The sequence below is a fragment of the Brachybacterium endophyticum genome, assembly GCF_003130585.1.
Taxonomy (GTDB): domain Bacteria; phylum Actinomycetota; class Actinomycetes; order Actinomycetales; family Dermabacteraceae; genus Brachybacterium; species Brachybacterium endophyticum.
In genome coordinates this window covers 78784-91744 of the sequence record NZ_QFKX01000008.1, presented here as the reverse complement: position 1 = coordinate 91744, position 12961 = coordinate 78784, and the positions used below count along the sequence as shown (strand labels likewise).

General features: G+C 70.5%; 5 protein-coding genes. All 5 read left to right on the top strand.

Annotated features, from left to right (window positions below):
• Positions 1 to 285 precede the first annotated feature (285 nt).
• Positions 286 to 1293 (top strand): polyprenyl synthetase family protein, encoded by a 1008-nt coding sequence (locus DEO23_RS15560; RefSeq protein WP_109276944.1) that lies wholly within the window; start codon positions 286 to 288, stop codon positions 1291 to 1293.
• A gap of 309 nt (positions 1294 to 1602) precedes the next feature.
• Positions 1603 to 7794 carry an Ig-like domain-containing protein gene (locus tag DEO23_RS15555; RefSeq protein WP_240613450.1) on the top strand — a complete coding sequence of 2064 codons (6192 nt, stop codon included), beginning with the start codon at positions 1603 to 1605 and terminating at the stop codon, positions 7792 to 7794.
• 52 nt (positions 7795 to 7846) lie between these two features.
• Entirely contained in the window at positions 7847 to 8821 is a 975-nt protein-coding gene (locus tag DEO23_RS15550) for an AAA family ATPase (protein ID WP_165831880.1), read from the top strand.
• On the top strand, positions 8818 to 10224 hold the full coding sequence (locus DEO23_RS15545) for a DUF58 domain-containing protein (protein WP_165831879.1): 1407 nt from the start codon (positions 8818 to 8820) through the stop codon (positions 10222 to 10224). Before DEO23_RS15550 ends, DEO23_RS15545 begins: the two co-directional genes overlap by 4 nt.
• Positions 10221 to 12866: a transglutaminase TgpA family protein gene (locus tag DEO23_RS15540; RefSeq protein WP_109276942.1), complete on the top strand. Its 2646-nt coding sequence runs from the start codon at positions 10221 to 10223 to the stop codon at positions 12864 to 12866. Before DEO23_RS15545 ends, DEO23_RS15540 begins: the two co-directional genes overlap by 4 nt.
• The last annotated feature ends 95 nt before the right edge of the window (positions 12867 to 12961 follow it).

The window sequence follows — 12961 nt, the reverse complement described above, 5'->3', positions numbered from 1 at the left end:
AAAGGGGTTGTGGCTCGTCACGAGCTGCTCCCGCCACCAGGGTTCGTGGTGGTGGTCGAGCGCGGTGACGAGCCACAACCCCTTTTTTCATGCCCTCGTCATGTCGCGCGTCAGGCCTCGCCGGCGCGGTGCGGCTCTCGCCGCAGCTCGGTCGGATGAGCGGATGTGGTGTCTTCCATCGACCGGCGCCGGAGGCGGGTGAACCAGGGGCGCGGGCGCTAGACTCGACCTGGCCCTCGGGACGCCGGGGCCGTCACCAGGATCCCGCGCGCGAGAGGACGACACGTGGAATCTCCCCTCTCGTCCTTCCCGGACGTCGACGAGCAGCTCTCCGAGGACATCCTCGACTGCCTCAGCGCAGTGGAACAGCGCCTCGGCGACGCGGTCTCCGTGTCCGAGTCCCTGATGAACTGGACAGCCCGTCACCTCCTGGAGGCCGGCGGCAAGAGGCTTCGCCCTCTGATGGTCCTCCTCGCCGGAGCGGTGGGCGACATGCGTCGCGAAGAGGTCCTGGACGCGGCCTGCCTGGTCGAGCTGACCCATCTCGCATCGCTCTACCACGATGACGTCATGGACTCCGCCCCCACCCGCAGAGGCACCACGAGCGCTCACGAGGTGTGGGGCAACTCGGTGGCGATCCTGACCGGTGATTTCCTCTTCGCTCGTGCCAGCGGACTGAGCTCGCGCCTGGGGCCCGACGTCGTCGCCCTGCACGCGCGGACCTTCGAGCGACTGTGCATGGGACAGCTCCACGAGACCGTCGGACCCGGTCCGGAGGACGACCCGTTCGACCACTACCTCTCGGTGCTCTCCGACAAGACCGCGTCCCTGCTCTCCGCTGCCGGTGAGCTCGGTGCGATCACTTCCGGCGCCGGCAGCGAGGTCGCCTCCGTGATGCGCGCCTACGGGGAGAAGGCCGGGGTCGCGTTCCAGCTCGCCGATGACGTGCTGGACCTTCGCAGCGACGCCCGCACCTCGGGGAAGAACCCGGGGACCGACCTGCGCGAGGGTATCCCGACCATGCCCACCCTGCTGGTGCGTCGCCGTCATGCCGAGCGTCCCGATGAGCACACTCACGAGATCGTCTCGCGTCTGGACGGCGACCTCACCGAGGACGCCGACCTCGCCGCGCTGGTCGATCTGCTGCGCCGCGATCCGGCGGTGGGCGACACCCTCGAGATGGCCCATTCCCTGGAGCGGGAGGCCATCGAGATCCTCGAGCACCTGCCGGACGTCCCGGCGCGCAGCGCGCTGATCGACGTCACCCGGGGCCTCGTCGACCGGGACGTCTGAGGGGGCCGTCCCCCGCGACTCCCGAGCGCGCCGCTCGCCAGGGGACCTGAGAGGGCGCCATCGATCGGGAGCTCCTGGGCCTGACGTCCGTGTGCCGGTCGCCATTGGAACCTCGCCTCCCACCCGGTAGCATCTGCGAGGGCTTCACCGCACCGGCGGAGGGGTGACTGCGCGCAGCTGGACGGATCGCCGCCGCCGCGTGTTGGGAGAGACCGGGAGGCGTCGCCACCCGGCCGCACGAGGGGACACGAACACGTGGCGTTCGCGAGAGCTGACCGGAGACGACGTCGTACCGTCATCTCCAGTGCCGTGCTGGCGATCCTCGCTCTCGTCATCACCATCTGCGCCGTGCGCTTCGACGGACTCGCCAGTGCCGACGTCAGCGTGAACAACGGCGGCGTCTGGGTGCTGAACAACGGCAAGCATCTGCTCGGCCGGGTCAACGTGGACGCGCAGGAGCTCGATGCCCGCGAGTCCATCGACGGTGAGAACCTCGACGTCCAGCAGGACGGGTACAACGTCCTGGTCAGCGGCCCCCGCGGAATCATCCCGGTCGACAGTGCGGCCGTCGAGCGCAGCGGCACGATCAATCTCGGCGTCGACCCCGTCGTCGATCTGGGCGGGGACCGGGTCGGCATGATCGGAGCGAAGGGCAAGGTCTGGGTGGCCGACGCCGGCCAGCTCGCCGGCTTCAGCCCGTCGGCCCAGAAGCCCACGCTGAGTGTGGAGGGCGAGAACGCGAAGCTCGCGGTGACCGACTCGGGGACGGTGTACGTGCTCGACGGCGATGATCTCTACAAGATCCCGCGCTCGATCGACCCGGCCGCATCCAAGCCTGAGAAGGTCGCCACGATCGACGGGCTCTCGACCACGGATGGTGCCGTGCAGCTCACCACCGTCGGCGAGAGCCCTGTCGTCCTGGACACCGAGAGCCGTTTCCTGCGCATAGGGGAGAAGGGCAAGACGAGCGTGTCGCTCGACGACCTCGGGGCCTCCCCGTCGAGCACCACGAAGGCACAGCTCCAGCAGCCCGGGCCGGACGCCGACGGAGTCGTGCTGGCCACCTCCGACACGCTCTACCGGGTGCCGCTGTCGGGCAAGGCGGGAGCGACCGAGAAGCATTCCGCCCACGGCAACGGCGAACCCACCGCTCCCGCTCAGGTTGGCGGCTGCGCCTACGGGGCCTGGAACGGCTCGCAGCGCTATGTTCGCGCCTGCGGCGGCACCGTGACGGCGGAAGCGATCCCCGATGCGCGCGACGCCAACGATCTCAAGCTGCGGGTCAACGGCGATCTCGTGGTCCTCAACGACCAGGAGAGCGGTCTGTCCTGGATGATCTCCGAGGACATGACCCTCGTCGACGACTGGGTCGTGACCCAGGACATCAAGAAGGACGAGCGCGAGCAGGAGGAGAAGGAGACCAAGACCTCCACCGTCGCGAACCTCGACTACGACCGCAAGGAGAAGAATCGCGATCCCGTCGCGAACCCCGACGAGCTCGGGGTGCGCCCGGGATCCAGCACCGTCCTCGACGTGCTGCGCAACGACACGGACCCCGACGGCGACGTGCTCACGGCCGCGCCGAAGAAGGACGAGGGACCGCTCGGTCGCGTCACCCCCATCCGTGGCGGCACCCAGCTGCAGATCGACGTCCCCGAGGACGCGAAGCCGGGGACGACGAAGGACGTCGTCTACTCGGTCGCCGACGGTCGTGGGGGCACCGCCGAGTCGACGGTGACGCTCAAGGTCAAGGACGAGGGCGACAGCGCCCCGCCCGAGCTCTCCCGCGAGGAGACCCCGAAGATGAAGGTGCGCTCAGGCCGTGACTTCAGCTTCAACGTGCTCCCGTACTTCCGCGATCCCGACGGCGACGACTTCTACCTCGCAGGGGCGAGCGTGGACGGCGAGGACAGCGTGACGTCCACACCCGACGGTGTGGTCAGCTACACCGACGCCGGTCTCGCCGACGGGGAGAAGTCGATCTCGCTGACGCTGCGGGACTCCACGGGCGAGGAGTTCACGAGCGAGCTGAAGGTCGAGGTGGTCCCGGACGACGACCTCCCGCCGATCACGACCGCGGACCACACGCAGATCGTCGCCGGCAGCACCGTGGACCTCGAGCCCCTCGAGAACGACCTGAGTCCCACCGGCGACGACCTCGAGCTGGCCGACGTCTCCGTCGAGGGCGGGGGAGACGGGATCGAGCTCGACAAGGACCTCGACGCCGGCACGGTCTCGGTGACGGGCGGTCAGGAGGGCACCTATTACCTCCGCTACACCGTGGTCGCCGGATCGCAGAGCGCGACCGGCCTGATCCGCGTCGACGTCGCAGAGCCCAGCAGCGAGGCCGAGCTGCCCGTCGCGGTCGACGACCTCTCGATGGTCACCGCCGGCAGCTCGACACTGGTGGACCCGCTGGAGAACGACGTCGACCCCACCGGCGGCGTGCTCGTCCTCGACTCCGTCGACCTCCCCGAGGACAGCGGACTCGAGGCGCGTGTGCTCGACCATCACCTGATCAAGCTCACCGCGAGCCCGGACGCCCCCACCGACGGCAGGCCCGTCCCGATCTCCTACACCGTCGCCAACCAGGCCGGCGAGGTCGAAGGGTCCCTACAGGCCATGATCGTCAAGACGGACACGCAGCGCGCCGAACCCAAGGCCGTCAACGACGACGTGACCGTGCGCGCGGGCGACCTGGTCACGGCCGACGTGCTCGCCAACGACACCTCCCCGATCGACTCCGACCTCAGCCTGGACGACGACTTCGGCGACGAGAAGGAGGCGGAGGGCCTCGGCACGCTCGAGACCTACCAGGACAAGGTCCGCTTCACCGCCGATCCCGACGCCAAGGGCGAGACGACGGTCTCGTACACCGCACGGGACGAGACCGGGCGCACCGGGGCCGCTCGCCTGCGGATGAACGTGGTCCCGGCCGACGGCAACAACGAGCGTCCCGCCCCCGAGAACCTCACCGCGCGCACCGTCGCCGGCTCCTCGGTGAGGATCCCCGTCAGCCTGAGCGGTGTGGATCCCGACGGCGACTCGGTCATCCTCACCGGTCTCACCGGCGACGCCCCCACCAAGGGACGGGTCACGTCCGCGACCGGCCAGTGGATCGACTACACGCCCGACGAGAACGCCACCGGCACCGACACCTTCCGCTACCAGGTCATGGACCGCGACGGCGCGGTCGGCACGGCCGAGGTCAAGGTCGGCATCGCAGCGCGCAGCCAGACCAACCAGTACCCCGTCTCCGAGGACGACGAGGTGACGGCCAAGCCCGGACGCAAGCTGCAGATCTTCCCGCTCGAGAACGACAGCGACCCCGAGGGGGCTCCGCTGTCGATCGACCGCGGCATGGTCGGGGAGAGCGAGGAGGACGAGGACTCCGCGGTGGAGATCCAGGACTCCGCGAAGGGGGCCGCCTCGGTCGACGTGGTCACGCCCGAGGAGCCGGGGACCTACTCGATCCCCTACGGCGTCAGCGACGGCTCGCTCTCGACGCCCGGCACCATCCTGCTCGACGTGAAGGAGGACGCCCCCGAGCGGTCCCCCATCGTGACCGACGACTACGTCCCGACCGCCGAGGTCCTCGACCCCGACACCGATCACGTGGACGTCGACGCCCTGTCTAACGACGTCGACCCCGACGGGAGCGCGAAGGACCTCGACCTGGAGATCGAGGGGAACCCCGACGGGGTGAGGATCGCGGACGAGAAGCGGGGGATCGTGCGCGTCACGCCGCGCGAGGACCCTTTCCGGGTGCGCTACACGGCCACCGACCTCGACGACCACTCGGCGAGCGGGTACATCTGGGTCCCCGGCACCTCCAAGCAGGCCCCCGCCTGGGTCGGCGACCCGATCACGGTGCAGGCCGGCACCGAGACCAACATCGACCTCGGCGATAGCGACCTCGTGCGTGTGCGCCCGGGCGGGCAGTCGCCGGTCATCACCGACCCGGACACCGTCTCCGCGCAGCACTCCGACGGGTCGAGCCTGATCAAGGACGACAAGCACCTCGTGTACCGCGCCGCCGAGGACTACTCGGGCGAGGACACGATCAACGTCGAGGTCACCGACGGTCCCCGCGGGGACGACACCGCGGCCGTGGGGATGCTCGCCATCCCCGTCGACGTCCAGGCGAAGGACGACGCCCCGCCGGAGGTCCAGGGCAGCGACCTCGAGGTCGAGCAGGGCGGAGACGCCCGCACCGTCGACCTGCGGCGCACCAACACGGACCCCGAGGGCAAGCCGCTGACCTTCGAGGCCGGCGAGCCCACCGGTGCCGACGGCGTCTCGGTCGACGTCACGAGCGAAGGGATGGTCACCGCCCAGGCCGATGCGTCCGTGGACAAGGGGGCGAGCTTCGAGGTGCCGGTGACCGTCTCCGACGGGACCAACGATCCCGTCGAGACCACCATCACCGGGACCGTCACCGGATCCAACGCGCCCAAGGCGACGGCCCTGGACGACAGCTACCGGGTCGACGCCGGGGACACCAAGACGGTGAGCCCCACGGACAACGACACCAAGCCGCTGGGCAAGCCCGTCCACCTGGTCTCCGTGTCCCCGAAGACGGACGGGATCGAGGCCACCCAGAAGGGTGACGAGGTGACGCTCGCACCCGCGGAGGACTTCCACGGGGTCGCCACCGTCTCCTACACGGTCGAGGACGCCACCAAGGACCCCGACCGTCGGACCACCGGTGAGATCACGGTCGATGTGCGCGGCAAGCCCGAGAAGCCCTCGGCGCCGCGGGTCTCCGAGACCGGGGACGGCTTCGTCGTGCTGTCGATCGAACCGGGCGACGACAACGGGGCACCCATCGAGGACTACACCGTCAGCTCCGCGAGCGGCGGCTCGGTGAAGCAGACCTGCAAGAGCACGACCTGCAAGGTCACCGGTCTGAAGAACGACACCGAGTACACCTTCACCGCGCGGGCGAACAACGAGGTGGGCCCGTCGGACCCGTCGGCCGCATCGGCGAAGGCCCGTCCCGACGTGAAGCCCGAGAAGCCGGACGCGCCCCACGCCGAGCGCGGGGACGGCCGGCTCAAGGTGAGCTGGGACGCTCCGGTGAACCGCGGCTCTGCGATCACCGAGTACGCCCTGCAGATGATCGGGAAGGACGGCTCCACCAGGACCGTCCCGGTCAATGGCAGCGCGACCTCGACCACGGTGGACGACCTGACCAACGGCGTGGACTACACCTTCCGGGTGCGGGCGAAGAACCGCGCCGACGACCCCTCGGACTGGTCGGGGTCCTCCTCCCCGGAGCACCCCGCGGGCAAGCCCACGGCGCCCTCGGGGAAGATCACCGCCAAGCGCGTCAACGACGAGCTCGGGGGCGCCGTCTCCCTCAGCTGGCCCGCGATGAGCGGGAAGGAGCAGAACGGTGAGAAGGTCACGAAGTACACGGTGACCGCGCACCCGAAGGACGGCGGCGGCAGCTCGAAGTCCCAGACCTTCGAGGACACCTCGGGCCGCTTCGACGGCCTCGACCAGAACACCGAGTACACCTTCACCTACATGGGCACGAACTCGGTGGGAGAGGGCGGGGCCTCCGGTGAGTCGAACCCCGTCACCGCATACTCCAAGGCGGCCGCACCCAAGAATGTGAGCGCTTCGCTGCCGGACGCGAAGAGCGGTGACGGTCCCAACGGCCGCGTGAACGTGAGCTGGGACAAGGCCGACGGCCGCGGCACTCCACTGGACCACTACCTCGTGCGCTGGCCCGGGGGCGGTTCGAAGGAGGTCGACGCCTCGAAGGACTCGGTGCAGATCGACGGCCTGAAGAACGGCACCGACTACACCTTCACTGTGCAGGCGTACAACCGCTTCAGCGGCGGGGAATCCGAGATCTCCAAGCCCTCCAAGGCCGTACGCCCGTACACGAAGCCCGCGAAGCCCGCGCTGTCCCTCAGCACCGGGGACTGCAGCGGGACCTCCTGCCCGGTGAGCGCGAAGGTCTCGGCCAACGGCGGGGGCGGCATCGGCGTCAGCAAGGTCCAGTACCGCGTCAACGGCGGCGACTGGAAGGACCTCGGGGCCGACGGCGGCAGCGCGGAGCTCGGCACCGAGGGCGGGAAGAAGTACACCGTCGACGCCCGGGCGATCAACAGCGCAGGCCTCGTGAGCGGAACCGCCTCGGCGAACGAGAAAAGCAAGTCACCGACACCGAAGCTGAGCGACTCGGTGAAGTGGGGCGCCAAGAACGGTGCCTCTGGCGAGATCGGCTGCGAACAGGGAAGTTGTCGGTGGTTCTCATTCACCCTCGAGAACATGGAACCAGGCAAGTCGTACCAACTCGATTTCTACGAGTACGAGACATCGAGCAAGTGGTCGGACGGTGCGAGCAGCCTCCCGAAGTCGGTCTCTGCAAACGGCGACGGGAAGTTCACCAGTGAGAACAGATACTTCCACGGCTATCCCGGCAAGAAGTTCGACGTTCTGCTAGACGGAAAGAAGGTAGCGACCATCACCGAACCGGAGTCGTAGGCCCGCACTGCAGATCACAGCAAGTCCCATCCCAGCACCATCGGAGATCCCCGTGAGCATGACCCCCGACCAGGCGAAGTGGTTCGCCGAGACCTTCGACAAGCTCGTCCAGAGCGTCGGCCAGGCCGTCCTGGGCAAGAGCGACGTGGTGCGCCTCGTCCTCACCTCGATGCTCGCCCCGGGACACGTCCTGCTCGAGGACGCGCCGGGGACGGGGAAGACGTCACTGGCCCGCGCGCTCGCCGCGACCGTCCAGGGCATGTCGACGCGCATCCAGTTCACCCCCGACCTGCTGCCCTCCGACGTCACCGGCGTGACGATCTACGACCAGGCCTCCAAGCAGTTCGAATTCCACAAGGGCCCGGTCTTCTCCAACATCGTGCTGGCCGACGAGATCAACCGCGCCTCCCCGAAGACCCAGTCGGCCATGCTCGAGGTGATGGAGGAGGGCCGGGTGACGGTCGACGGCATCACCCATGAGGTCGGCTCCCCGTTCCTCGTGATCGCCACCCAGAACCCCATCGAGCAGGCCGGCACCTACCGCCTGCCCGAGGCCCAGCTCGATCGCTTCCTGATGAAGACCTCCCTGGGGTACCCGGACCACGCCTCGAGCGTGCAGATCCTGCAGGGATCGGCGATCCGTGACCGCAGCCGCGCGCTGAGCCCCAAGATCTCCCTGCAGGCGGTCGACGACATGACCGAGCTGGCCGCGACCGTGCACGTGGACCCGGCCGTGCTCGAGTACGTCTCCCGGTTGATGGAGGAGACCCGCCTGGCCGACGAGGTGCGGGTCGGCGTCTCCATCCGTGGCGCTCTCGCGCTGATGCGCGCGGTCAAGGTGTGGGCAGCTGCCGACGGCCGCCACTACGTGATCCCCGACGACGTCAAGGACCTGGTCGACCCGGTCTGGCTGCACCGCTTCGTGCTGGATCCCGAGGCGGAGTTCGCCGGCGCCAGCGCGCGCAGTGTGATGAGCAGGATCCTCTCCGAGGTCGCACCCCCGCAGGCCCGCCGACAGACCGCATGAGCACCCCGCCCACCCGCTCGGAGGTCGGCACTCCGTACGAGATGACCCCGACCGCGCCGACTCCCGGCGCGGGCGGGAGCGTGTCCACCGCGCGCGCCGTCGCAGACGGCGCCGTGGACGGGACCGCCGCATCCGGCGACACGGCACCGACGATCTCCGGGAGTGGAGACGCCGGCCGGCACGAGGAACCGAGGCGCAGTGCGCGCGAGACCCTGCGGGGCGCGGCGACCCGCAGCTGGCGCCGGGCGCGGCCCGTCCTCGCCGTCGTCTCGCCGATCGGCTGGTGCCTGCTGGCCGCCGTGCTCGTGTGCGGCATCGCAGGTCTTCTCCTGCACGTGACGGAGCTGAACGTGATCGCGCTCGCGCTGCTGATCCCGCTGCTGATCGCGGCCGTGTTCGTGCTGGGGCGCACCTCCTACGAGATCACCTTGGACCTGCAGTCCCACCGGGTGGTCGTGGGAACCCGCGCCGTCGGCCGCGTCGAGGTCAGGAACCCCACCGATCGGGCCATCCTGCCCTCGCGCATCGAACTGGCGGTGGGCGCGGCCCGCGCCCAGTTCCTGGTGCCGCGCCTGGGCGCCGGTGCCGGCCACGAGGAACTGTTCGCGGTGCCCACCCGCCGCCGTGCCGTGCTCGTCGTCGGCCCGGTGCGCTCCGTGCGTGACGACCCGCTGTCCCTGATGCGTCGTCAGGTGACGTGGGCGAAGGCCCAGGAGCTGTACGTCCACCCGCGCACCGTCCGTCTCGACGAGGCGGCGAGCGGCTACCTGCGCGACCTCGAGGGAACGCCCTCCTCCGACCTCTCCAGCTCCGACATCGCCTTCCACGCGCTGCGGGACTACACCCCGGGCGATGACCGCCGGCACGTGCACTGGCGCACGACCGCGCGCACCGGCAAGCTCATGGTGCGCCAGTTCGAGGAGACCCGGCGAGCGCACGTGGTCGTCGCCCTCGCCGATCGTCTCGGTGACTTCGCCGACGAGGACGAGTTCGAGCTGGCCGTCTCCGCCGCCGCGTCGGTCTCCGTGCAGACCTTGCTCGAGGAGAAGGAGCTGACCGCCGTCACCACGGGGGCGCGTCAGCGCACCCGGACCCGACGGCTGCTGCTGGACGACTACACCGTGGTGGAGCCGCACCGCGGTCGCAGGACGCTGCGTGACCTCGGGCAGAAGTGCGCCGACATCGCCCCCAGCGCATCGGCGGTGGTCCTCGTGGTCGGCTCGCTCACGACGCCCACCGAGCTCAACCAGGCGGCGAACCGCTTCCCGCCCGGTGTGCTGCCGATCGCGGTGCGCTGCGAGAGCGGGGCCGAGGTGCGGCGCTCGACCCTCGGAGGTCTCGAGATGGTGACCCTCGGCAGGCTCGAGAGCCTGCCGATGGCGATGCGGACGGTGGGACGATGAGCCCCCGCGAGACGCGGCCCGGCGCCCCGGTGCGGACCGCGGGCGAGGTCGCCGCGGACGCCGGCGTCCTCGCCGTCCTGTTCGTGCTCGCGCTGCTCGGGTACCACTCGGTGTTCGGGGGCCCCTGGTACCTGGTGACAGGTTTGATGGCCCTGATCCTCTCCGCCGGGATCGCGCTCGCCGGCGCCCGCTGGCGCTTCGGCCCCCTGCTGCTGACGCTCGCCCTCGTGATCGTCCACTTCCTGCTCGGCTCCGCGTTCGCGGTGCCCGCCCGCGCCCGCTGGGGCGCGCTGCCCACGCCGGCCTCGCTGCTGGACCTGCTGCGGATGCCCGTGACCACGTGGAAGAGCGCGCTGACCATGAGCCCGCCGATCGGCATCGGCGACGGTGTGCTGGGCGTGGTCTGGCTGCCGATGCTGCTGCTGGTCGTCGCCGGATTCTCGGTGCTGCTGCGCACACGCCACTACGCCCTCGCCTGGCTGTTCCCGTGCGGGATGCTCGCGTGCTCGATCGTCTTCGGCACGACGACGGCCACGCTGCCGCTGCTGCGCGGGCTGCTGTTCGCAGCGCTCTCCCTGGCCTGGCTCAGCTGGAGGTTCGAGAGCGCTCGGCTGCGGGACTCCCGCTCCACGATCATCTCCGACACCGTGCGCCCCGGCTCCTGGCACAACCCCGTGCTGCGCCGACGCGTGATCGGCGGGGGAGTGATCCTCCTGCTGAGCGCCGGTCTCACCGCCGCGGCGAGCCCGACGCTCGACCCGCCGGCAGGGACCGCCCGCTTCGCGCTGCGCGACACCATGACCCCGCAGTTCGACCCCCGGCAGTACGTCTCCCCGCTGGCCGACTTCCGCGGGTACATCAAGCACCGGCGCGAGGAGAAGCTGTTCACCGTCGACGGCATCTCGAACGGCGACTCCGTCCGCCTGGCCACTCTCGACGACTACAACCTGCAGGTCTACGACGTCGCAGGGAGCTCCGACGCGCGCTCGCCCTCCGGGGCCTTCCTCAAGGTCGCCGGGGACGTCGACCTCAGCGAGCCGAGCTCCCGGGCGAAGTCGGCGACGGTCACCGTCGACGGCTACTCCGGCGTCTGGATGCCCACGGTCGGCACCGGAACCGACCGGGTCGATCCGAAGGACGCCGCGTCCCAGGACGCCGGCGGCAGCAGCATCGGGGACACCCTCTTCCTGAACCGCCGCTCGCAGACGCTCGTGGACTCCTCCGGGCTGCGACAGGGCGACAGCTACACCCTGCGCTACGAGCCGTACAAGGCCGCCGACGATGAGCAGCAGCACTCGATGCGCTTCGCCGGTGACGTGGCCGAGAGCCTCCCGAGGACCGAGGGTCTCGACCCGCACCTCAAGTCCCAGGCGCAGGAGTGGGCGGAGGGCGCCCCCACCGACTACGAGACCATGCAGAACCTGCTGCTCGGGATCCAGGCCGAGGCCGAGTACTCCCACGGCATCGACGACGAGCAGGCCTCCCTCTCGGGCCACGGCCAGGCGCGCCTGCTCGCGATGCTCAACGAGCCGTCGTTCGACCGCTCGGAGGCCGATGCCGCGCCCCAGGGCAAGATCGGCGACGAGGAGCAGTTCGCCGTCCTCACCGCGGTGATGGCGCGCGAGATCGGCATCCCCGCCCGTGTGGTGATGGGCTTCGACGTCGACGAGGCCGAGCACGGCACCGCGACGGTCACCGGTGACGACGTCACCGCCTGGGTCGAGGTCGCCTTCCAGGAGCCCGGCTCCTCCGCGATCCACTGGGAGCGCTTCGATCCGGCTCCCGACAAGGACAACAACCTCACCCAGCCCGAGAAGAAGACCACCGACAAGCCGCAGCCGCAGGTCCCGCAGCCGCCGCCGCCCCCGGCCGAGCCGCCCACCCCTCCGCCCGGGGCCATCGCCGAGGACCAGCCCGACCCGCCGGACCCCGACGAGCCGGCGTCGCTGTGGGTCGGGTTCACCTCGGGGATCGGACTGCTGGTGCTGCTGGCCGCTGCCACGCTCGGCGTGATCGCCGGGGCGAAGACGATGCGTCGTCGTGATCGCAGGTGGCGCGGCGCCCCGGGCGACCGCGTCGACGGCGGGTGGCGCGAGCTCGTCGACCTGCACCTCGACCTCGGCCACACCCCGGCCACCCGTGCCACCCGGCGGGAGACGGCCCGGCACATCGGCGAGGCCCTTCCCGGGGAGGGGGACGGGCCCGACGGGACGACGCGTGAGCAGGCGGCGGAGCAGGTGGACCGTCTGGCTGCCGGCGCCGACCGTGCGACCTTCGCGCCCGAGGTCCCGGCCGAATCCGACCTGGAGGCCTACTGGGCCGGCGTGATGGAGAGCCGGCGCCGTATGACCGCCGGTCTGCCCTGGCACCGCCGACTGCTGGCCACGGCGTCACTGCGCTCCTTCCGCGCCCATGGCCGAGAGGCGGGGCAGGAACGCCGCGGGCGGCGAGCGGGCGCTGCGAGGTCGGCCCGCGCGGGGTACGGTTCTTCGTCGGATGGTCCCGCCGCGATCGCAGCGGTCCGCGGTGCCGTCGGTCGAGCGACCGGCGCCGTCCGCAGCGGGCTCGACAGGGGCGCCGGCAGCCTCCGGAGCCGGCGCGAGCGCCGTGCCGCACGATGCAGGGGGGGGGATCGAGGATGAGCAGTCACGCAGGGCAGGCGAGCTCGCCGGGTCCCGACGCCGGCACACCGCGCTACTGCAGCACGTGCGGTGCCCTGCTGAGCGCCGGCGCGGCG

Coding starts and splice junctions, on each gene's coding strand:
- DEO23_RS15545 (WP_165831879.1), top strand. CDS start 8,818: ATGAGCACCCCGCCCACCCGCTCGGAGGTCGGCACTCCGTACGAGATG.
- DEO23_RS15540 (WP_109276942.1), top strand. CDS start 10,221: ATGAGCCCCCGCGAGACGCGGCCCGGCGCCCCGGTGCGGACCGCGGGC.